Origin of the sequence: Geomonas sp. RF6 (genome assembly GCF_021044625.1) — a bacterium.
Classification (GTDB): domain Bacteria; phylum Desulfobacterota; class Desulfuromonadia; order Geobacterales; family Geobacteraceae; genus RF6.
Genome location: NZ_CP087999.1, coordinates 5,230,859 through 5,252,610 on the forward strand (window position 1 = coordinate 5,230,859; position 21,752 = coordinate 5,252,610).

Here is a 21,752-nt window from a genome sequence, read left to right on the forward strand (position 1 = left end):
GACCTCCGGGGACCACTCCCGTGGAGCGACTGCTACTCTTCCGTCTTAAGCCAGCATCTCAGCATTTCCGCGATGCTCCACGCCTGAGCCACGCAGCCTCGCGGCCGGTACGGCTCTTCTGCATCAAAAACCTCGTTGAGTGACCCGATGACCTTCTCGTTTAGCTGGTCGACCAGCCCTTCCAGGAAGCTGCGTGCCCCCCTCCTGTCTTCGGGGTGCAGCTTCAGCCAAGCATCCACGAAGTGACCGAGCAGCCAAGGCCACACGGTCCCCTGGTGGTAGGCGGCGTCCCTCGAACGGAGGTCGCCGAAGTATTTGTCCTTGTAGTCGGGATGTCCCGGCGCGAGGGTCCTCAACCCCACCGGGGTCAGCAGGCGCTCCCGCACCACGTCCATCACCGGCGTCCAGCGGGCCGGGTCGAGTACGGGGAAGCGCAGCGAGATGGCGAAGATCTGGTTTGGGCGGCAGGCGCTGTCGTCTCCGTTTTCACCGTCGACCACATCGTAAAGGTACCCCCCCTCTTCGTACCAGAAACGCTCATTGAAGGAGCGGTACACCTCCTCCGCGCTCTCGATGCACGTCTGCGCAAAACTTTCGTCGTCGCAGTCTTCCCGGCTCCACTCCGCCAGGAGACGCAGCGCGTTGTACCACAGTGCGTTTATCTCCACCGCCTTCCCGCGCCGCGGAGTGACGACCCAGTCCCCGACTTTCGCGTCCATCCAGGTGAGCTGGTACCCTTCCGCCCCCTGGTGCAGGAGGCCATCCTTCGGGTCTATGCCGATGCCGAAGCGGGTCCCCGCCCTGTGTTTCTCCACGATGTCCTTTAGTTGCGGCATGACCCAGCGCATGAGGATGCGGTCGCCGGTTACCTGGTAGTACCGGTCGAGCGCGTGGAAGAACCAGAGAGTCGCATCCGCCGTGTGATAGAGCCCGTCCACCTTCCCCTCCGGGAACATGTTCGGTATGAGGCCGTCCTTCACGTAGTGGGCGAAGGTGCGCAGTATCCACCCCGCCTCGTTGTGCCTGCCGGTCGCCAGCGTCAGCCCTTCGAGGGAGATCATGGTGTCGCGCCCCCAGTCGGTGAACCAGTGGTATCCGGCGATGACGGTGCGGATCTCGTTGCCGAGGGCGTTTGCCCTCACACTGTCCTCCAGCCTGCCGGCGGGGGATATGATGAACTGGTCGGCGGCGAGGACAAGTTCGGCGGCGACGCCTGTGCGTGCCTTCGGGTGGGCCGCCGCCAAGAGGAGCCTGCGGCGCTCCTTCTCGATCCTGAAGGCCTCTCCCGGCGGAAGGGTGGCGATGTTTTCCCACTGCTCCGTGGAGGCGACGAGGGTGGCGGACTGGCCGGGGGCAAGCTCCATGTTGAAGTAGCCGGGGGTCCACAGCTTCCCTGTCGTTTCGTAGCCGCGGTTGTACTCGATGCGGTAAAAGACGTCGTCGATCGTCCGCTCGTCGAGGGTGAAGGTCCCACCTCCCCCCTCGAAAACGAGGCGCAGCTGCGGCGTCTTCTTTCCCCCCGACCATATCTGGTAGCGGTTCTCCTGCGCCGAGAAAACGTACGAATCTCCCGGCTCCTGGTCCACCGGATCACCGTGCGGGCGAAACTGCACCAGCGGCTGCATCTTGAGCCAGGCGGACTGCGATCCGGAGAGATAGGTGTAGGTGATGTGCACGGTATTTTGCAGGTGGACCATGAAGATCCGCTTCTCGAACTCCGCCCCGTCGATCTGGTAGCGCCAGACCGGCAGGCCGTCCTGCAGGTAGAAATCGACGAGGTTCGGCGCCCCGGGCATGTCCACCGACCCGTCTCGCCGCTCGTACCCGCCGAGCTGCAGCGAGGGCCCCTCGCGGAACTTCACCTCCTCGGTGACCTTGTTGAGTACCATGGTGCGCCCGAAAGGGGTGGGGTAGGCCGCCACCAGGAGGCCGTGATACCGGCGCGTCAGCACCCCCGCGACCGTACCGCAGGCGTACCCCCCGAGCCCGTTCGTCACCAGCCATTCCCGCTTCAAAAGAACTTCTTCACGACTGTTCACATATTTGGAATCCCAGACGATGTCACGTTTGAGTTTCATCTTCATTGTTCTCCTGCAGCGACAGGTTTGAGCACTACGGCAGCGTGCCCCTGTATTCTCCAGAATTTATCGGTGTCCAGTTCGGGGGTACCGGAGCCCCCGTATTCGGACCACTCGCTGGACCACAGTACCTGCCAGCGGCAATCCTCAGGAGGTGCCAGGAGCGGCTCCGGTACCGGGGAAAGGCGCAGGTCCCGCCCCAGGTTCACCAGCAGGAGCCGCTGATCCCCCTTCACGAAGAAGCGCAGCAGGAACCCCTGCGGGCCGAGTATCGCCCCTTCCACCTTGCCGGTATGAGCGCGGCTGAAGACCTGGTCCTCCTTGCGCAGCCGGATCAGGTCCTTGTGCATGTTGTAGGTCTTCACGTTCTTCTCCCGGTCGGAGAGGTTGAGCCGGGATCTCAGGAAGGTCTCCGGTGCGGAGGGATTATCCAGCGCATCGATGACGTCGGGAGAAGTTATGTTCGTGAACTGCCTGAGAAAATCGACCCGCCCCTTGCGGACGAGCTTTGCAAGCTCAGGGCTTAGGTCCGCGAAGTACAGAAAGGGTGTGCAGGCACCGAACTCCTGCCCCTGGAAAAGGAGCGGTGTCTGCGGCCCCAGGAGAAGGAGGGTCGTCATGGCCCGGAAGCTCCCGGGACTGGTGAGACTGTGTACGCGCCACCCCCACGCGGAGTTCGCGACCTGGTCGTGATTCTCCAGAAAATGGACGAAACGCCGGGGAGAGAAGGAAAATGTAGGGGAGCCGCGTCTTTTCCCCTGCCAGTAGTAGTACTGCCCCTGGTAGAGGTAGCTCCACTTTACCGCCGAAACCAGTTCCTGCGGGGTGCCGAGGTACTCGCTGTAGTACGCCTCGTTGTAGCCGGTAAGGGCTACCCGGGCGCTGTGGTGGAAATCGTCGTTCCACATGAGGTCGAGGCCGTAGCCACCGTCGGCAATCGGGCGCAGGCAGCGCACATGCTGCGGCTCGTTCTCCGCCACCAGCAGGAGGGAGCGCTCACCGGCAACCTCCCTCGCCGCTTCGGAGATGCAGGCAAGGATGTGCTTTGGGGAGTTGTCGAAGATCACCTGGGTGGCATCGAGGCGCAGGCCGTCGAGATGGAACTCGCTGATCCAGTACACGGCGTTGGCGATGAAGAACTCGCGCACCGGCCCCGAATGCTCCCCGTCGAAATCGACCGAGTCTCCCCACTCGTTGGTGTAGCGGTCGGTGAAATAGTGGGGGGAATATTCCCTGAGGTAGTTCCCTTCCGGCCCCAGGTGGTTGTAGACGACGTCCAGGATGATGGAGAGGCCAAGGGAGTGAGCGGTATCGACAAAGCGGCGGAAGTCGTCGGGAAAGCCGTACAGCCTTGTGGGGGCGAAGAGGTCGACGCCGTCATACCCCCAGCCGAACTCCCCGGGGAACTCCGCCACCGGCATGACCTCGACTGTGGTGATCCCGAGCCGGGCGAGCTCAGGAAGCTGCTGTGCGGCGCCGTGCCAGTTACCCTCCGGAGTGTAGGTGCCGATGTGCATCTCGTACATGACCTGTTCTTCCAGCTTCGGGCCCGCCCAGACCTGATCGCTCCACTGAAAGTACGGGTCGACAACGCAGGAGGGACCGTGCGGCCCCTCGGGCTGGAATCGCGAGGCCGGGTCGGGGAAGGAATCTCCGTCGTCCAGCCTGAAGCGGTACAGCGATCCGATGCGCGCCTCGTGGCACAGCCCTGAGTAGTATCCGCCGTCCTCCGGGTCAAGTTCCATGACGACCTGCTCCGCCGCCGCGTGCACTCCCCTCCCCAGCAGGACCACCTCCACCTTCTTGCGCCGCGGGGCCCACACGCGAAAATGTACCCCTCCTTCCGGCATCGGCTCCGCGCCTACAGGGAGCCTGCGCTTTTGAATAGACATAGCTATAAACCTGCCTTGAACAATGAGAATCCATACATTTACGTAAAGGATATCATATCGTCCGGGCAATGGACGGGAGGTGCGGGACAGGGGAATGATGCCGGTGCGGGAGGGAGAATGAGGAGCTTCTGCAGGGGAATGCGGCAGTAGCCGGGCGAGTTGCCGGGCGCGCCCCGCCCTTGAAACGGGCGGGACAGCATGGGGATGGGTCGCTGCTATTCCAGCAGGAGGAAAGAGTAGTTCCTGCCGCCGTCCTGCTCGCCCGGATAGCCGAACCTCGCAGCGGTGGCGATGACGTCGATTGCCATCCCCTGCGCGGACGGTCGTGCCATCCTGATGTTGCGGCAGCCGGTTCTGGTCTTTGCGCAGTCCTTGCAGATATTGCAGGAGTCAACGAAAAGGAGGAACGCCTTCGGGTGGCCGGCGGCAATGACCTCACCCTCGAGCTTCAGAAGCTCCAGATTCATCTTCCGCGTCCAGCCGGAGCGCTCGTCAGCATCGTTGAAGGCGACGGGAAAGCGGAATATCGCGGCGATCCGGTACTCGTCCAGAAGCTGGCGGCATTCGTGTACCGGGGGAGTATTCGGTGGGCAGGCAGCGTTTCTGCCGTACGACTCGCAGCCGAAGGTGCACTTCAGCCTTACCCACTGCGCCACGACGATCTCGGCCGGGTCGATCCAGCGGAAGTCGCGGCAGCCATATTGCTGAAACAGCCTCTGCAAAGCATTCTGGTCTGCCATGGTATTCAGCTCTCCTGAAGAAGATGGTCAGCATCGGGAGATGCCAAGGATTCTTAGACCAATCGGCAGAAAGACCGGCAGCTTGAGGGATATCGCGAAAAAAATTGGTTCATCAGCGGCGGGACAGGGGGTGGACGCCGCTGCTCTGTTGCCATCGAAAAGGTGTGCTATATACTGACATGCGCTACTATCGAATTAACGACCAATGAAGATTACAGGAGGGAACCATGAAGTTCTTGGTACTGTGGGAACTGGACGTTGCTTTGCTGCGAGCGGAGATAATTCAGTCGGTCATGCGCATGCCCGATTATGCCCAGAAGCTGCGTGACCAGGGGAAGCTGGTGGCCCGCTACCACGTGGTGGGAAAGCACGGCGGAGCCTGGATCTATGACGTCGACTCCAACGAGGAACTGGAACGGCTCCTTGCCATGGCGCCGGTGTACAACTACGCCCACTACAAGGTGATCGCGCTGGCCGAGATGGATACTCCAGCAGACATCCTGCAGCCGGTCCCCGAAGCTCAGTAGCCAGCCGAGCCGCTGGGTCGACAAGGCGTCGCCCCAGCGGCCCCCCACCCTCGATCCACCCTCCCCCCTCGAAGCCGCAGGCCGACCAGTCCGACCAGTCCGACAGCTCCAACAAGGCACAGGCCCTTTGGGTTATACTTCAAAAATAGCCACTTACAAAGGAGCACCCAAAGATGAAAATCGGCATAGTCGGAACCGGCTTCGTCGGCGCCACCGCGGCGTACGCTCTTGTCATGTCCGGGATCGGCAGAGAACTCGTCCTCGTCGATAAAAACAGGGCGCGGGCAGAGGCTGAGGCAAACGATATCAAGCACGCAGTGCCCTTCGCCCACCAGGCGCTCCTCTCCGCCGGCGACTACAGGGATCTTGCCGGCTGCCGTGCGGTCATCATCTCACCAGGGGTCAGCCAGCAGGTAGGGGAAGACCGGCTTCGCCTGCTGCAGCGAAACGCCTCGGTCTTCAAGGAGGCGGTTCCCGCGATCCTGAACTACGCACCGGATACCATGCTCATCGTGGCCACGAACCCTGTCGACGTCATGACTCACCTCGCGGTGCGCTTCGCGGCGGCGCTGGGGATTGCACCGAACAAGATCATCGGCTCCGGCACCATGCTCGACACCGCCCGCTTCAGAGTCCTTCTGGCGACTCATCTCGGAGTCGACCCGGTGCACATCCACGCCTATGTCCTCGGGGAGCACGGCGATTCGGAGGTCCTCAACTGGTCGCAGGTGATGGTGGGAGGCATTCCCCTCGACGACTTCTGCCGCCTGCAAGGGGTGCAGATCGGAACGGAGACGCGCCAGGAGATCGACCTCAACGTGCGGCGGGCGGCCTACTCCATCATCGAAGGGAAGGGGTCTACCTACTACGGCATAGGAAGCGCTCTGGCCCGTATCGTGCGAGTCATAGCGAACGACCAGCGCGCCATCATGACCGTCTGCTCCCCCCTGGCCCCGGACGGAAGAAGCGGCAATGTCACGATTTCCCTCCCCCGCCTCATCAGCGGAACAGGGGTCGTCGCGACCCTCTCCCCCACCCTCAGCCCGGAAGAGGAAAGGGGGCTGCAGGCGAGCGCCGACGTCGTGCGGACCGCGATCACCGAGCTCGGCGAGTCATCCTCCTAGCCAGCGCGTGATGAGCTATCGGCGCTGCCGCGGTGCGCAGAAGGAAAGGGTCATCATCCGGGACTTTCGATGAGGAGATGAATGAAGGTAAGCCGTCGGCGGGGCGTCCCTCCCCTTTCAAGGGGGAGGACAGGAGGGGGATGGGGCACGCTCAGTGACCACCCCATCCCCACCCTGTCCCTCCCCTTGAAAGGGAGGGGACGCTTGAGCTCCTGCTCTGCTAAAGGAACAAAGGCCACATGCGCTTCCGGAGCTCGCGGGAGAACCTGAAAAAAAAGCCGCTACTTGTTCCTCCTCACCTAGAGGAGTCCTGGCAGGTGAAATTTGACTGCGCTCTCCAGAAGCGGCCTCTTTCTCAGGCGAAACTCGGAGTACGCCCACTCCACCCGGGCGATTTCCACGAGGCCGAAACGACGGCAAACGTCTCCAAAGAAGCGCCGCGAGTAACAGCGACGCAGCACCTCTTCCGGCGACGACTGCCCTTGCGGCAGCACTTCCTCCACGACGCGTGGAAAGGCACGCATGAAAAGGTCCTCGTAGAAGGAATTCCCCTGCCACTGGTCACCGTACTTTTGCAGAAGGAATAACGAGAAGAGAAAGAACTGCTGAATCGAGGGAGTGCCGGCCCACGTGTCGCCGTACCCCCAGTTGAAGTGGCGCAGGTACGTCATGAGAAGGCGGGGGTAGATCCCGGCTCCTCCTTCTTCCGCGAGGACCTTCCGGCATTCCCGCCCAAGGATGAATTTGCCTTTGTATCTGCGTATCAATCCGGCCATCTCCGCCACGATCCTCAGGACGTGGAGGTCCGAAAACTCGACCTCTCTGAGGATTTCCCCGACGGATGTCAGCTTCCGATACTCTTCTTCACCAAGGTAGGCGCGGATCGTGTCCTGGCAGAGCTTGCGTGGCAGCTTTCCCGTCACCGTCGGCTTCACGCCGTCAGGACCGAGTGCCTCCGCAAGGAGTGTAAAAAGATCGATGATCGGTGCTTCAGGAACAACGTCGAGGGTGGTAGGAAAGGTGACAATCTCTGGAGAGTCGAACGGGAAGTAGATCATGCGGTACATCTGTTCAGGGGAGAGCCCCTGGAAGTCATCAATGCCGGTGCGGTTTGCCTGTGCAAGGCGCTCCGCCGCCGCATCGGCCTCTTCCTCGAAAAACTCCCCCTCCTCCAGCGCCTTTTGCACGGTGGCAAGAAGAGATGACCCACAGCAATCGCCATGCGCGCTGCCACTACCGCCGGAAGAAGTCCCGCCCGTACGCCCGTTCATACCCCCACCTCCCCGCTTTCCTTCAGTTGCACGATTACTTATTGCCATAAATGAACAAAAGTGCCAGTGGGATCGCCGCAAATATTCCTCAGGCACACAGAGGGCGCCCTCTCAGGATAAACTGAAGCGCCTGATTCTAGTCACGCGGCCCTGTATTAGTCAACAATAATGCCCCTCCCTTTCAAGTCATGACACCAACTGCCGATGTAGTAGTCGGTGCGCCAGTTGCGCCGCGCACGGTGTCGTTGGACAAGCACCCAAGGCTTACGGAAACCAGAGGGGAGAAGGTTGATGAAATTCAGTTCACTCAGCATCAAAATGAAGGTCCTTATTGCAGCATCCCTGCTCGTTACACTCCTCGCAACAGTGCTTATCGGCATAAACCGGCATGCGATCGTTTCCCTCAACGAGACGCATTACCAGACGTTGCGCGCAAAGAGCATCGAACTCCGAAAGGAAGAGATGAAGAGCGAGGTAGCAATCGCCCTGGGGATAATGCAGGCGGTCTACGATGAGACGAAGGCTTCCGGCGGCGACATGGAAAGCGCGCAGAAACGGGTCCTCGAGCAGTTGCGCCGCATCAGGTTTTTTGAGAACAAAAGCGGCTACATCTTCGTGCACGCCATCGAAGGGGATCGCGCCAGGGCGGTGCTCATTCCGGTAAAGCCGGAGCTCGAGGGAACGGACATCACCGAGCTGAAGGACAAAAACGGCACCTACTTTATCAAAGAATCGATAAAGGCAGCCCGGGCCGGCGGCGGCTTCGTGCAGTACCTCTTCCCGAAGAAAGCGGGTGGAACTCCTGCTCCGAAGATCACCTGCATCGGGCACTTCGCCCCCTGGGACTGGGAGGTGGGGACCGGCATCTACACGGACGATCTCGAAGCGGACGCGACAAAGCTTTACCTGGCAGGTGCCAAGCAGGCGAATCGGGAATTCTACATTATGTGCGGCGTGACCCTCATCGCCGTGGTGCTCATAGTGGCACTGATCGCCTTCGGGGTGGGGATCCTCCTGAAGCCGCTGCAGAGCATCGTGGCTCTCGTGCGTGAGCTCGCCCAGGGAGAGGGTGACCTGACGCGTAGGCTGCCGGTGACGACGGAAGACGAGGTCGGCGATCTCTCGCGAGAGTTCAACCGCTTCATCGGAAAGATCCAGGAGATCATGCTGGAGGTAGCGATGGAGAGCACCGAGGTCGGCTCATGCAGCGACAAGCTCTCCAGCATCTCCCACGGGCTCGCGGAGGAATTCGACGCGCTTGCCGACAAATCCTCTTCCGTTGCGACGGCAAGCGAAGAGATGGCCGCCACCACGAACGAGATAGCCTCAAATTGCGTCTGTGCGGCTGAAGGGGCGGAGGTTGCCAGTGAGAAAGCGACCGCCGGAGCAGCCATCCTGCAAAAGACGCTGGAGTCGATGCGGCGGCTGGCGGAGAAGGTTACCGCTTCGGCCCACACTGTGGCGGGTCTCGGTGCGCGCTCCGACCAGATCGGCGCCATCATCAACACGATTGAGGATATAGCGGATCAGACAAACCTCCTTGCGCTCAATGCTGCCATCGAGGCCGCACGCGCAGGCGATCAGGGACGCGGCTTTGCGGTGGTGGCGGATGAGGTCCGTGCGCTGGCAGAGCGCACAGCCAAGGCGACGCGCGAGATCGGCGGCATGATCAAGAGCATCCAGGAAGAGACGCGATCCGCAGTCGCGGTCATGGAGGCCGGCGTGCGCGAAGTCGAGACCGGGAGCAACGAGGCGAGCCGGTCGGGGGCGGCGCTCCAGGAGATCCTGGACCAGGTGGAGCGGGTGACCGGCCAGGTGAACCAGATCGCCACCGCGGCGGAAGAGCAGAGCGCCACGACGCTGGAGATAACGGCCAACGTGCAGCAGCTCAATGACGTACTGCAGCAGGGGGTGCGCAGCCTGAGGGACTCTTCGAGGACGGCGCAGGGGATGAAGGAGCTCTCCGACGAACTGAACGCGGTCATCGGCAGGTTCCGCCTCTCCTAAACCAGAGACTCCCCCGGATCCGCGGATGCCGATCCTGGGGAGCCTTTCACACCGAGGGCGCCGGCACTCCTGTCGGCGCACCCTCATCCTGCACCGCGCCCTGCTCTGCAACCTCATCACCGGTCGCACCCTGGTCAGCCAGGTAGTTCCTCCCCCACTCGCACATCCGGTCCAGGATCGGAATCACGCTCCTCCCTTTCTCCGTCAGCGAATACTCCACCTTCGGCGGGACCTGCGGGTACACGACCCGCGCCACCAGCCCGTCCTGTTCCAGTTCGCGCAGCTGCTGCGTCAGCATCTTGCGCGTCGTCTCGCTGAACTGGCGCTGCAGCTCGGAAAAGCGCATTGTCTGCGCCGAGAGATGCCACAGGATCGAGGTTTTCCACTTGCCCCCGATGACCGCCAAGGTAACATCGATACTGCACGAATACTGCTTCTCCCTGAAAACGTACGGTGCCGGACCATTCTGCTGCACAAGCCCCTCCCAAAAACCCTAGGTACCTTTTTTGATACTACGTAATAAAAAAGTGCGTAGTTGACAGAATCGACTGCGTGGAGGAAGGTAGCGCAAAACGAGGGGGAGACGCAACCGCTTTTACCTTTTCGCTGGAATGGAATCGACGCACCAAAGGAGAAAGGCATGAAAGTCGTGGCGTTCAACGGCAGTCCCCGCAGGGAGGGTAACACCTCCATCCTCATCAGGCGGGTCTTTGCGGAGCTGGCACAGGAGGGGATCGAGACGGAGGAGATCAACCTCACCGGGAAACCGCTGCGGGGATGCACCGCCTGCATGAGGTGCTTCGAGCTCAAAAACGGACGCTGCGTCATCGAGGACGACCTGATAAACGACTGCATCGCGAAGATGGTGCAGGCGGACGGGATCATCCTCGCCTCGCCGACCTACTTTTCCGACGTGACCGCCGAGATGAAAGCGCTCATCGACAGAGGCGGCATGGTCGCCATCGCCAACGGCGCGCACCTGCAGCGCAAGGTCGGTGCGGCGGTCGTGGCGGTGCGCCGCGGCGGCGCCGGGCACGTCTTCAACACGCTGAACCACTTCTTTTTCATAAACCAGATGATCGTCCCCGGCTCCTCCTACTGGAACTTCGCCTTCGGCCGCGACGTGGGCGAGGTGGAAGAGGATGCGGAAGGGATGGGGACGATGGCGACGCTGGGGCGCAACATGGCCTGGCTGCTGAAAACGATAAACGGCTGACCACGCGGCCGACCACGAAGGAAAAGGAGAAGGCGATGCTCTACCGGAAGATGCCGAAGAATGATGACGAGCTTTCCATACTTGGATTCGGTTGCATGCGCCTGCCTATGGCCGACGGGAAGATCGACGAGCCGCGCGCCATCGCCCAGATCCGCCGCGCCATCGACGAGGGGATCAACTACCTCGACACCGCGTGGCCGTACCACGGCGGAGAGAGCGAGCCGCTCCTCGGACGCGCCCTGCGGGACGGCTACCGCGAGAAGGTGAAGATAGCGACGAAGCTCCCCTCGTGGCTGGTGCAAAGCCGCGAGGAGATGGACCGCTTTCTCGAGGCACAGCTGGAGCGGCTCGGCACAGACTGCATCGACTACTACCTCGTCCACACGCTGAACGGCCCCCTGTGGGACAAGCTGAGACTTCACGGCATCGAGGACTTCCTCGACCGCGCAAAGGAGGACCGCCGCATCCGTTACGCCGGGTTCTCATTCCACGGGCTCGGGCCCGATTTTCCCCGCATCGTCGACGGCTACCCCTGGGACTTCTGCCAGATCCAGTACAACTACCTGGACCGGGAGTTCCAGGCCGGCGAGGCAGGGCTTAAGTACGCCGCAGAGAAGGGGCTCGGGGTCATCGTAATGGAGCCATTGCGCGGCGGCAACCTGGCCCTTCCCGCTCCCCCGGCGGCGGTGGCCGCACTCTGGGACGAGGCGCCGGTGCGGCGCACGCCCGTGGAATGGGCGCTGCGCTGGGTGTGGAACCACCCTGAGGTGACGCTGGTCCTTTCCGGGATGAATGAAGAGGCGCACATCGCGGAAAACATCGCGGCCGCGAATGCTGCCCTCCCCTGCTCCCTCTCGGCGGCGGAGCTCGCACTGGTGGAGCGGGTGAGCCGCACCTACCAGGAGCTCATGCAGGTCGGATGCACCGGGTGCGGCTACTGCATGCCGTGCCCCGCCGGCGTCGACATCCCCGGGGCGTTCGACACCTACAACAAGATGCACATGTTCGGCAACATCCAGGAGGCGAAGTTCATCTACGCGCTGCGCATGAGCGACAAGGTGGTGTCACGCACCGCAAGCTATGCCTCCCAGTGCGTCTCTTGCGGCGCATGTCTCGACAAATGCCCCCAGCACATCGCCATTCCGGAGATGCTGGCAAAGGTCGTCGCGGAGCTGGAGGGGGCCGATATGGAGAAAGCGATCGCAGCCGCACTCCCCATATTTACCGCGAAGCCGAAATAATTTTTTGCAGGAAGTTCATCATACGGAGGAACCGCATGCTCTCGTTCAAAGTAGACAAGAAGAAATGCACCAGATGCGGCGAGTGCGCCGCCGACTGTATCGCCGGGATCATCAAGATGGAGGACGACGCACCGTCCATCCCCCCCGAGTTGGAAGAAGCGTGCTACAAGTGCCAGCACTGTATGGCAGTCTGTCCCACGGGGGCGGTCTCCATCTTCGACCTCTCACCTGCGAAGAGCCAGCCGAAGGCGGGGCTCCCCACCCCGCTGCAGCTCGCCTCCCTCATGAAGGTGCGGCGCTCCGTGCGGCGCTACGAGGAGGGGAATGTCGACCGGGGACTGATCCAGAATCTTCTCGAGGTTGCCTGGCATGCGCCGACGGGCGTGAATGCCCGGCAGGTTCGCTTCACCGTCGTGGACGACCGCGCGAAGCTGGCGAAGCTTCGTGGCGAGATAATGGAGGGGCTCGGTCGGTTGGTCCGGGAGGACGCACTTCCGGAGGGTTACGAGCGCTTCAGGGGGATTGTCTCGGCGTGGGAGGAGAAGGGGGAAGATATCATCTTTCGGAACGCTCCGCACATAGTGGTCGCCTCGACACCGAAAAGCGTCCCGACGCCGCTGGCGGACTGCCTGATTGCGCTCACCTACTTCGAGTTGTACGCACAGGCCAACGGCGTAGGCACCGTGTGGGCGGGGCTGGCGAAGTATGCCATAGACGACCTCCTTCCGGAGACGCGCAAGAAGCTCGGCATCCCCGACGATCACCTCGTCGGTTATGTAATGATCTTCGGGAAACCTGCGGTAAGTTACGCGAGGGGGGTGCAGCACCGCCCAGCGATGATCCATACGGTGGAGTAGGCGTTGGCGGACCAGTCGGACCAGTCGGGCTCGTCGGACTATAGAACCGGGCAGGCCTAAGGGCCTGCCCACTCCATGCATTTCGCCGTGGGGCTCAAGCCGCCTTGGCCTTGCCGCGGGGGGCCGGAGCTCCTCTGAGAAGGCCCTGCGAGCTCAGGTCTTCATCCAGGTCGGGCCAGTGGATGCAGTAGCCGGCGCCCGAAATTTTCCAGTGCTCACGCTGCTCGGAGGTGGCATTCAGCAGCCGCGGAAACCACACCAGAGGGGCCGAAATCGTCCGCCCGTCGTAAAGATCAACAACTATGGTATCTGGTGTAAAGGTCACGTTCAGGATTCTCTCGCCAGCCCTAGGCTCCGAAGTACTCATACCACGCCTCCAAAAGTTCTTCTCGATGTTGCAACACCAACTTTTCCAGCTTTCTGAGTTCCCTTGCCTGAAACCCGAGAGTGTACCCCAGTTCGACTGGGTCCAGCCAGAACTTCGCGGAAAAATGCTCCCGATCGACATGGACATGCGGGGGTTCATGCATATCATGACTGACGAAATAGAATCTGTACGGCCCCGATCTTAGAACGGCTGGTGACATACCTCAACCCTTCCTCGTGAATTATGCAGGACAAAGCGTGCGGCGTGCAATGGTAAGATACGACGCCGCAGGCTACTTCGCCACCACCCCGAATTCCACTCTCGCGCCGCCGGCGCCTTCCTTTTTCGTACCGCCGTAGATATCCCCGGACTTCTCAAAGACCCTCTCCGGCGGCAGCCGCCCCTCCCCAACGAGAAACGCCGTTACCGCCGCGCACCGCTCGTGCGCCAGGGCGCGGAGTTGCTCTTCTCCGACCGTGGTGTTGGCGAGGATCAGTTTCGTCATCTCCGCATCGGGCAACTCCTTAAGCGTTCCTATCACGGTCCTCGGCTTCGGGAACTTCTCCTTTTCATAGACCGCCTTCAGAAGCTTTGCATGTTCCTCGGGAAGGATCTCCAGCGATTCCACCGTCTGCCCCGCGGGCAGGCGCTTCTCCTTTGCCATCTGCAGGAACTTCTCCCCTTTCATCTTCTTCTTGAGCAGCTCGATGCGGTACCCTTCCGGATCCTTCTCCCGGTCGACGATCCCGCATACCTCCAGCCGTATCCCCGGGCGCTCGGCCAGCGCCCGGGCGAGCTTGTGAAGCTTCTCACTCTCCCCCTGAGAAACGGTGCTGGCACCGGGAGCGAAGCTTACGTTGCTGAGGTCGGTCCCCCCTCCGAAGGTGGCGGAAAGGAGTGCCAGCGGCGATGTCACAGCCTTTGTGAAGACGTTTTTCACCACCTGCCACACCACCCCCCACACGCTGAACTGGGGATCGTCCGTCCGCCCGGTCACCGGGAGGTCGAGATGGATCTCGCCGTTCTTGTCCTTCAAAAGCGCAACGGCCAGGTGCACCGGCAGCTTCGTCGCCTTCTCGCTCTCCACCTTTTCCCCGAAGGTGAAGCGGTCGATGAAAACCTTGTTCTCCGAGTTCAACTGCTTCTTCTCTATCAGGTACTTGAGGTCGAGATAGAGCTTTCCCTGGTCGACCCGGTAGCCGAGGTACGTCCCGGAGTACGGCGAGACGCCCGGGAGCTCGATGTCGCGGAAGGTGATCTTCAGATCGACCAGGAGATCGTCGCGCAGGGGGTTGATGCGCCCGGTTATCTGCAGAGGGGAGCGGTTCTCCAGGTTCCCCCTCAGATCCACGTCGGCAAACTTCGACTCCTCCGACGACAGCCCCGATACGCGACCGCCGAGATGGTAGAAGGTCGTGCTGAACGGCTGAGGGAGATGCTCGTCGGAGAAGGCGACCGTACCTTCCTGTATGGTGACAGCCCCGATGGAAACCTTTTTCTTCAAGGCCGGGGGAGCCGCTGCAGCAGGACTCCCCCCCGGCTGCAGCGCAGCCGAAGAAACCGGTGCGGGCGGCATCGGCGCTGCAGTCCCCGCAGCCGGCGCGGCAGGAGGTACTTTGTCACCCCCTGTGGCGCCGTCCGATGCCGCTGTTTCTTTGGCAACGAGATTCTGGAGGTTCAGCGTCCCGTCCGGCCGAACGATGATGCGGGAGTACAGGTTATTGAGCGCGATCTGGCGGATGTCCAGTAAAAACGGCGCTATCTCCCCCTTGATCCCGTCAAGCTGCAGGCTTTCCCACCTCAAAAGATCCTGCTCTGCTATCGCATCGATGCTGTGGAAACTCCGCACGCCGGCATTACCCTGAAATACCCCGGCCGGCTTCCCATCCTTTACCGACAGTGCAACTTTGAGGTTTGCATCGAGGGCCCCACCGACGAGGATGACGTTGAGGTTCTCCGGAAGGTATGACTCGAAGTCACTCAGCGGGAGTCGGCCCACCTTCACGGTTCCGGTATAGCTGAAGGGCGCGGGGATTATGAAGCCGCCGGCCGAAATCGGCGCGTCCTTTCCAAAGGTCGTGGAGAGGCGGATCCCGGCAGGGTTCAGGTGCGATCCGGTGAGGTTGGTAAGACTCACGCGGGTGTCGTTCAGGGTGAAGACCGGATCCCCCTCCCGCGTTCTGTCAGTGAAGGCTAGTCCGATGCCGCTGCACTGGATCTTCCCGATCCTGTACGAAAAGGGCGGAGCCTCCCTGCTTCCCCGCGCGGCCGGCGGTGCCGGCGCCGCAGCCGCGCCGTGGGCGGGAGCTTCCCGCACCAGCGACAGTGCCGGGACCGATCCGTCCTCTTCGCGGGAGACCGACATGATCCCTCTCGACAGGGTGATATTTTCTATCTCCAGGTGATTGGTCTTTTGCCGGTACGAGGCACCAGCGGCGTCCAAACTGGCGAGAGACAACCTGTTTCCCTTGCCGAGGCGGGTGGAGAGCCCTCGCAGGCCAAGTGCCATCGCCTCTGCAGAAAGTCCTTCCTCGGGAGAATACACGATCGCCGCGGAAAGGTCTGCGCGCCCCTCGAAGGGAGCAGCAAGATACCGCGAAAGGTACGGCCAGCTCTCCTCCAACGGCAGGTCCTTCACTGCAACATTGCCGGAGAAGGCGGCAGAGGGGAGGGAAAAGCTGCCGCTCGATGCGGCCTTGCCGCCGTTGACGGTGAAGGAGAGCTTGTAGTCGGCGGGTCTGGAGCCGGTGGTGGAGAAGCCGGTGATGGCGGCCTCTATGCCGGCCACCTTGGCGGTGAAGCCGCCCGCGGGGACGAGGTCGCTGAAATGCACGGTGCCGTTTTTGAAGAGGAAGGAGGAGACATCGACCGGCAGCGTCGTTTGCTTCGGGGCGTCTTCCCCTTCATCCTCCTCGTCCGACTCCGCATTCTCCTGCGCGACCGCGGGTTTAAGAAGACGATCATACATCCACTCCCCGTGCTTGTTCCTGCTGGCGAAGATTTCCAGGCCGTCCAGGAGGATGGAGGAAAAGGCGTATTTCTTCCTCGCGAAGTCCAGTTTCGCCGCCTTCACCTGCAAAAGAGGGAGCTTCACCAGAGGCTTCCCGTTCCTGAGGGAGACGCTCGCCTCTTCCACTGTAAGGATGCCGCTTAGAGCAACTTCGGGCCTTCGGTCGGAGGAGACGTGGTAGTCCAGGTCCGCGTCGAGAGTCACAAAGCCGCTCTTCACGTCGATTGGGGGGCGCACCGGCGAGTAGCCGAGGTACTCGGGGAGACTCATACGCTGCAACCCGAGGTGCAGCGAGGTCTGCATCGACTTGCTGAGCGGCTTCGTCCTGCCGCGAAGGCTGAAGGCGGTACCGTTCACCACCGCGGTGACCTGGGGGGCGACGTAGCTCTCCGCGTAGTACGGGATGTTGCTTATGAACGGAATCCCCATATCCAGCTTCCGAACGGTATGGACCTTTTCGGGGCCGACTGCCTTGTCGCTGAAATCGACGGAGCCGTTGCGGATGACTATGTTGTTGAGGGAGAAGAGGATCGGCTTCTTCCCGTCCGGTTGTGCCTTCAGGCGGCGGTCGATTATGTCGGAAAAGCTGTAGCGGTTCGGGGCGGTACGGACGAAGCTGACTTGCGGCTCTTCGACAGTGATCTCGTCGAGAACAAGCGCGCGCCGAAAGATGGAGGCTGAACTCAAGGACACCCGGAGTCTCCGGATGGCAAGAAGAGGAGCCCTCCCCTTCTCATCGAGCGACACGCCATCGATGGTCACGGTGAGGGTAAAGGGATTGATCGAAACGGCATCGATCCTGGTGACCCTGCCGGTCGCCTCCCCGACCGCCTCCACAGCCCTGCTCTTCACTATCTGCGGCAGAAGAGTCACTATGAAAAGAAGCAGGACGACTACGAAGAGCCCTGCTCCTATGAAAATTTTTCCCTTTCGCTGCATTATCCCCTCGCGACGATACTCAGATTGCCTCTCACCCTTTGTTCAATGACAGAGAACCGACCAAAGAGACTATAAAATGATATGGCACAACCTGCAACAGTGTGATGAGGGGGCAACACGAAAACCGGTTCATGAGGGTCTGCCGGATGCAAGGGGGACGATGGCAATTACATTTCGCAATCCTTATACTGTAATGAAGGAAACGAGGTAGCAGGAACTGTCGAGTTTGCCTCGCCGGGGACGGAAACCATGAATTCATTCCAGCGACTCAACTTGCAGGCACAGCTCCCGCAACTGGGGCGCGTCAGGGTAAAGCGCGTTGATGTGCTCTTCATCTCTGCACTTTTGCTGCTTACGATCATGCTTTTCGTGTCCTACCAGATCAAGACGAGGCTCGCGGACTCGAATCGCTGGACTGCCCATACCTATACCGTTCTGGAAAGACTCGACGACCTCCACGGTTTCCTGCTCGAGGCGCAAAGCGCCCGGCGCGCCTACGTCCTCACCAGGAACAAGCAGTACAAACTGCACTACCAGTTCAGCGCCGAAAAGATCCCCCCCGTCGTCGCCACCCTCAGGGAACTTACCCGCGACAACACCGTGCAACAGCAGCGCCTCGTCAAGCTCGGGTACATGATCGACCGGAAGATGCACATCCTGCAAACCTCCATCGATGTGATGGAAAAGGAGGGGTACAACGCTGCCGTGCAGGCGCAGATTACCGAGGAGGGGTCGGTGGTGATGTCCATGATCGCCTTGGACATCAACAAGATGAAGGACCACGAGGAGAACCTCCTGAAGGAGCGGCGCGCGGCAGAGCAAACGAGCGTCCTGTATCTCCTGGTGGTGGTGTGGGGGGGGATCCTGGCCGCCATGCTCATGCTGTCGCTGACCTATTTGGTTGCACGTCGCGAAGCTGTGACCCATGCAAGGCTCGCGGGTGCTCTTGAGTCTTCCAACAGGGACATCAGGAATCTGAGCGAGATGACGCAGTTTCTGCAGAGCAGCGGCACGCTGGCAGAGGCACACGACATCCTCTCCCGCTACGGAGCAAGGATCTTCTCCGGCGACTCCGGCGGCATCTATCTCCTCAACCCGTCGAAGAATCTGGTAGTGGAAGCCGCGGGGTGGGGAGGAGCGCATACCGATCAGTTCGGCCCCGAGCAGTGCTGGGGGCTGCGTCTCGGGCAGCCCCACATCGCCACAGCCGATGCCGACGTCCGGTGCCCCCATTGCGACGCAATATCGGCCTCCATCTGCATCCCCCTCGCCGCGCAGCACGAAACCATGGGAGTCCTCCACATCGGCCTCACCTCCCCCGTCTCGGTCGCCGCCCTGGAGGAGAAGCACCAGATGGCGGTGACCTTCGCCGAACAGGTAGCACTTGCGCTGCGAAACCTCCTCCTTCGGGAACAGCTGAAGGAGCTTTCCATCAGGGATCCCCTCACCGCTCTTCTCAACAGGCGCTTCATGGAGGAGTCGATCCAGAAGGAGCTCGCGCGCGCGACGAGAAAGAAGTTGCCCCTTTGCCTGGTCATGATGGACGTGGACCACTTCAAGAATTTCAACGACACCTTCGGACATGAGGCGGGGGACTATGTGCTGAAGGAATTCGGCCACATCCTGAACACCCTCACCAGGGAGAGCGACATCGCCTGCCGCTTCGGCGGCGAGGAGTTCATCCTCATCATGCCGGAGACGTCCCGGAGTTTGGCACTGGAGAAGGCGAACACGATCCGGGAGGGGATAAAGGGGCTTCAGCTCGCCTTCGGGAAGCAGCAGCTCGGGAAGGTGACGATTTCGGCGGGGGTGGCCTCTTTTCCTGAGAACGGAGACGCCTTCGAGCATCTGCTGGGGGCCGCCGATACGGCGCTGTACCGGGCGAAATCGCTGGGGCGGGACCGGGTGGAAGTGGGGTAGAGGAGGTTAGGTCTTCCGGAGCTTCCGGAGCACTTCAGAAGGCCTAACGTTCCCCCCTTTGCGAAGGGTCATCCGGGAATTCCGGGGAACGCGCTACAAAGAATCCGGGTGCCCCCACGCTGGAGCGTAGGCATCTTGCCTGCGATGGCGGCGCAGCCGCCACAGACCGCGCGGCTGGCGCCGCGGTACAGGCTGGGAAGCCTGTGCTCCAGCGCGGCGCCACTAGTGTCCCCTCACGTCAGCGGAAGCGACCGGGCTGAATTCCCGGAATTCCCGGATGAACCTTCGCAAAAGGGGGGACGCGAGGCCTCGTGCGGCCGTTCGTTGGAACATACTACGGCTTCCCCGGAATTCTCCGATGAGCCTTCGCAAAGGGGGGAACGCAGGTTCGCGTGCGGCGGTTCGTAGAGATATGGATCCGGGCCACGGAACGCCCGGACGAACTATAGAAAAGGGATCAGCCACACTCGCTGATCCCTTTTGTATTTCGAAGTAACCGCCGCCCTCGAGTCCCCCCTCCCTCGACGGGAGGGGGACAGGGGGTGGGTGAAGTCGCCATCTGCTGGACCACCGGCAGCTTCGCGGCCAACAGTGCATCATGCTCCTACTGCGTGCTTGATATCTTCCTCCGGGGTGCTGATCGGGCCGAGGTCGTAGTTCTTCACCAGGAAGTCGAGCACAGCCGGGGAAACATAGGCCGGCAGTGAAGGACCAAGCCGGATTCCCTTGATTCCCAGGTGCAGCAGGGTGAGGAGGATGACGTGCGCCTTCTGCTCGTACCAGGAAAGGATCATCGATAGCGGCAGATCGTTCACCCCGCACTGGAAGGCATCAGCAAGCGCTACCGCGATGCGTACCGCCGAATAGGCGTCGTTGCACTGGCCGACGTCGAGAAGCCGCGGGATCCCGCCGATGTCGCCGAAGTCGAGCCGGTTGAAACGGTTCTTCCCGCAGGCCAGGGTGAGAATGACGCAGTCTGACGGGACCTTCTGTGCGAGGTCGGTGAAGTAGTTGCGCCCCGGTTTGGCGCCGTCGCATCCGCCGATCAGGAAGAAGTGGCGCACCGCCCCGTTCTTGACGGCATCGACGACCGCCCCGGCGACCTTGAAGACCGCCTCGTGGCCGAAGCCTACGAGGATCTCCTTACCCGGATTCTCCGGAAGATCGGGGAGGGAAAGCGCCTTGTCGATGACCGGCTTGAAATCGTGCCCCTCGATGTGCGGCACGCCGGGCCAGGCCACCTCGCCCCAGGTGAAGAGCCTGTCGGTGTACTCACCAGCAGGGCGCTGGATACAGTTCGTGTTGAAGATGATCGCTCCCTGGAAGTCCGGGAGCTCCTTCGTCTGGTTTTGCCACGCGGTGCCGAAGTGCCCGGCAAAGTGGGCATATTTTCTGAGCCCCGGATAGCCGTTCGCCGGGAGCATCTCGCCGTGGGTATAGACGTTGATCCCTTTCCCTTCGGTCTGCTTAAGTATTTCCTCGAGCATGGGCAGGTCGTGACCGGAAACCACGATCCCCTTCCCCGCCTTCGTCCCGAGATTTACCTTCATCGGTTCCGGAGCCTGGAAGTTCTCAGCGTGTCCCTCGTAAAGAAGTTCCATAGTGCGCAGGTTGAGCTTGCCGCACTCGAGCGACAGGTTGACGAAGTCCTCGAGCGTCGCCTGCGGATCGCATGTCTTGGCGAGAGAGCGATGGATGAACTCGTAGATCGCCTCGTCCTCTTTCCCCATTTCCGTTGCGTGCCAGGCAAAGGCGGCCATCCCCATGAGACCGTAGATCAGGATCTCGATGGTGGAGAGGATGTCGGGGTTCTGGTGCCAGGTGAAGATGTTGTACTGGCGCCCCTGATCGGTGAGAGCCTTGGTATCGCCGGCAGGGTGCCAGGTCGCAGGCCCTTCCGGAAGCTGGGGCGCTGCCGAGCCTTTCTGCTTCTGGTAGGCGTTTTCGTACAGCGACTTTGCCTTCTCCTTCATCTGGTAGCATTTCTGCAGCCGGCGGGCGATATCGTCCGGGTCGAAGTTGACGTTGGTGACACGGGTAAAGAATCCGTCCAGCATGAAGCGATCGATCTCCTGGTCCTTCTCGCCGAGCTCCCGCGCCTTACTGGCGTAGAGCGCGACACCTTTGAGACCGTAGATCATGAGATCGAGGAGAGCGGCAACCTGCGGATCCTTCCCGCAGTTCCCCATTACGTCGCAACCGACCCCGCGGGCCGCCTGCTCACATTGTCTGCAAAACATCGGGCTTTCCATTGAATACTCCTTTCCTCGGGTGATTTTTTCTTTCAACGAGGAGAGTTTGTCAGAAAGAGTGAACATTTCAAGCCCGCCAACCGTGTTGAGGGAGAAGAAATCGCAATACAAACAGAAGCTGCCGGAATCGGGTCACCCGAATATAAAAAACCGGCGACCCCGCAACTGCCGGAGGCACCGGTTCCTGGTCCTCTTTTATGCTGAGCGCCCTCTATTGCAAAGCTGTCCTTTGCGGGACGTGCACCAGCCGGTTTCAGGGCGTCCTCTCCTCGGGTTGATTCCTCCATCGAGAGGGATAGACTTTATCTCGG

Annotated in this window: 16 protein-coding genes; 7 read left to right on the forward strand and 9 right to left on the reverse strand. The window is 61.3% G+C overall.

Annotated features, from left to right (window positions below):
• Nucleotides 1–32: 32 nt before the first annotated feature.
• From LPW11_RS22245 to LPW11_RS22255, 3 genes are all read right to left on the reverse strand, one after another.
• Nucleotides 33–2,078, reverse strand: coding sequence for an amylo-alpha-1,6-glucosidase (locus tag LPW11_RS22245; RefSeq protein ID WP_230996056.1), 2,046 nt, complete (start codon nt 2,076–2,078; stop codon nt 33–35).
• Nucleotides 2,079–2,080: 2 nt separating this feature from the next.
• Nucleotides 2,081–3,970, reverse strand: coding sequence for a malto-oligosyltrehalose trehalohydrolase (gene treZ, locus LPW11_RS22250; protein WP_230996057.1), 1,890 nt, complete (start codon nt 3,968–3,970; stop codon nt 2,081–2,083).
• A gap of 215 nt (nt 3,971–4,185) precedes the next feature.
• On the reverse strand, nt 4,186–4,710 hold the full coding sequence (locus tag LPW11_RS22255) for a DUF2284 domain-containing protein (protein WP_230996058.1): 525 nt from the start codon (nt 4,708–4,710) through the stop codon (nt 4,186–4,188).
• Nucleotides 4,711–4,937: 227 nt separating this feature from the next.
• On the opposite strand from LPW11_RS22255, the gene LPW11_RS22260 reads away from it, so the two are divergent.
• Both LPW11_RS22260 and LPW11_RS22265 read left to right on the forward strand, forming a co-directional pair.
• A complete protein-coding gene (locus LPW11_RS22260; protein WP_230996059.1) occupies nt 4,938–5,237 on the forward strand; it encodes a muconolactone Delta-isomerase family protein in 300 nt (99 codons plus the stop codon).
• 173 nt (nt 5,238–5,410) lie between these two features.
• Nucleotides 5,411–6,361, forward strand: coding sequence for an L-lactate dehydrogenase (locus LPW11_RS22265; RefSeq protein WP_230996060.1), 951 nt, complete (start codon nt 5,411–5,413; stop codon nt 6,359–6,361).
• A 299-nt stretch (nt 6,362–6,660) separates the two neighbouring features.
• Here the strand turns inward: LPW11_RS22265 and LPW11_RS22270 are convergent, their stop codons facing one another.
• Entirely contained in the window at nt 6,661–7,632 is a 972-nt protein-coding gene (locus tag LPW11_RS22270; protein ID WP_230996061.1) for a hypothetical protein, read from the reverse strand.
• Between the two features lie 291 nt (nt 7,633–7,923).
• On the opposite strand from LPW11_RS22270, the gene LPW11_RS22275 reads away from it, so the two are divergent.
• Nucleotides 7,924–9,639 carry a methyl-accepting chemotaxis protein gene (locus LPW11_RS22275; RefSeq protein WP_230996062.1) on the forward strand — a complete coding sequence of 572 codons (1,716 nt, stop codon included), beginning with the start codon at nt 7,924–7,926 and terminating at the stop codon, nt 9,637–9,639.
• A gap of 46 nt (nt 9,640–9,685) precedes the next feature.
• On the opposite strand, the gene LPW11_RS22280 is transcribed toward LPW11_RS22275, so the two are convergent.
• Nucleotides 9,686–10,114 carry a winged helix-turn-helix transcriptional regulator gene (locus tag LPW11_RS22280; protein WP_230996063.1) on the reverse strand — a complete coding sequence of 143 codons (429 nt, stop codon included), beginning with the start codon at nt 10,112–10,114 and terminating at the stop codon, nt 9,686–9,688.
• A gap of 165 nt (nt 10,115–10,279) precedes the next feature.
• On the opposite strand from LPW11_RS22280, the gene LPW11_RS22285 reads away from it, so the two are divergent.
• The 3 genes from LPW11_RS22285 to LPW11_RS22295 are packed head-to-tail and all read left to right on the forward strand — an operon-like array spanning nt 10,280 to nt 12,953.
• Nucleotides 10,280–10,855, forward strand: a complete 576-nt coding sequence (locus tag LPW11_RS22285) for a flavodoxin family protein (RefSeq protein ID WP_230996064.1) — start codon at nt 10,280–10,282, stop codon at nt 10,853–10,855.
• 35 nt (nt 10,856–10,890) lie between these two features.
• Entirely contained in the window at nt 10,891–12,096 is a 1,206-nt protein-coding gene (locus LPW11_RS22290) for an aldo/keto reductase (RefSeq protein ID WP_230996065.1), read from the forward strand.
• A 35-nt stretch (nt 12,097–12,131) separates the two neighbouring features.
• Nucleotides 12,132–12,953 carry a nitroreductase family protein gene (locus LPW11_RS22295; protein ID WP_230996066.1) on the forward strand — a complete coding sequence of 274 codons (822 nt, stop codon included), beginning with the start codon at nt 12,132–12,134 and terminating at the stop codon, nt 12,951–12,953.
• Between the two features lie 94 nt (nt 12,954–13,047).
• Here the strand turns inward: LPW11_RS22295 and LPW11_RS22300 are convergent, their stop codons facing one another.
• The 3 genes from LPW11_RS22300 to LPW11_RS22305 all read right to left on the reverse strand — a co-directional run bounded on the left by LPW11_RS22300 (nt 13,048) and on the right by LPW11_RS22305 (nt 17,269).
• Nucleotides 13,048–13,320, reverse strand: coding sequence for a DUF2442 domain-containing protein (locus LPW11_RS22300; protein WP_230996067.1), 273 nt, complete (start codon nt 13,318–13,320; stop codon nt 13,048–13,050).
• Nucleotides 13,301–13,540, reverse strand: coding sequence for a DUF4160 domain-containing protein (locus tag LPW11_RS22385; RefSeq protein ID WP_269145370.1), 240 nt, complete (start codon nt 13,538–13,540; stop codon nt 13,301–13,303). The genes LPW11_RS22300 and LPW11_RS22385 overlap by 20 nt, the downstream gene beginning before the upstream one ends.
• Nucleotides 13,541–13,612: 72 nt before the next feature.
• A complete protein-coding gene (locus LPW11_RS22305) occupies nt 13,613–17,269 on the reverse strand; it encodes a DUF748 domain-containing protein (protein ID WP_230996068.1) in 3,657 nt (1,218 codons plus the stop codon).
• 249 nt (nt 17,270–17,518) lie between these two features.
• On the opposite strand from LPW11_RS22305, the gene LPW11_RS22310 reads away from it, so the two are divergent.
• A complete protein-coding gene (locus LPW11_RS22310; RefSeq protein WP_230996069.1) occupies nt 17,519–19,189 on the forward strand; it encodes a diguanylate cyclase in 1,671 nt (556 codons plus the stop codon).
• A gap of 596 nt (nt 19,190–19,785) precedes the next feature.
• Here LPW11_RS22310 and hcp read toward each other — a convergent pair.
• Complete coding sequence (gene hcp / locus LPW11_RS22315; protein ID WP_230996070.1) at nt 19,786–21,441, reverse strand: hydroxylamine reductase; 1,656 nt, start codon at nt 21,439–21,441, stop codon at nt 19,786–19,788.
• Nucleotides 21,442–21,752: the final 311 nt, after the last annotated feature.